The 279-nt window shown below is 64.2% G+C and carries 1 protein-coding gene; it reads right to left on the bottom strand.

Annotated features, from left to right (window positions below; translation table 11 throughout):
* Positions 1-10: 10 nt before the first annotated feature.
* Positions 11-279 (bottom strand): cytochrome c (locus EN804_RS36890; RefSeq protein WP_135922466.1); only part of this gene is annotated, 269 nt, incomplete at its 5' end.

The raw sequence follows: 279 nt of genomic DNA, 5'->3' as shown, positions 1-279 counted from the left end.
AACGGGACCCTCAGCGCGCCGGGATCGCCTTCAGATAGGCGGCGATCGCGTCGCGGTCCTCGGCTGTCAGATGCGCCATGTTCTGCTGCACCTTCACCATGGAACCGCCGACACTGTCGAATTCCGGGGTGAAGCCGGTTTCGAGATAGCTCGAAATATCGGCCTCGGCCCAGCTTCCGATGCTTTGCGAGCCGGGGGTAATGTCCGGAATGCGGCCTTCGCCTTCCGGATTGGGGCCGCCGGCCAGCCACTTGCCCTTCAGGAAGCCACCGAGCGCAT

Source organism: Mesorhizobium sp. M8A.F.Ca.ET.161.01.1.1, from assembly GCF_004792105.1.
Taxonomy (GTDB): Bacteria; Pseudomonadota; Alphaproteobacteria; order Rhizobiales; family Rhizobiaceae; genus Mesorhizobium.
The sequence above is the reverse complement of the archived record's forward strand: the minus strand, read 5'-3'. Positions and strand labels throughout refer to the sequence as shown.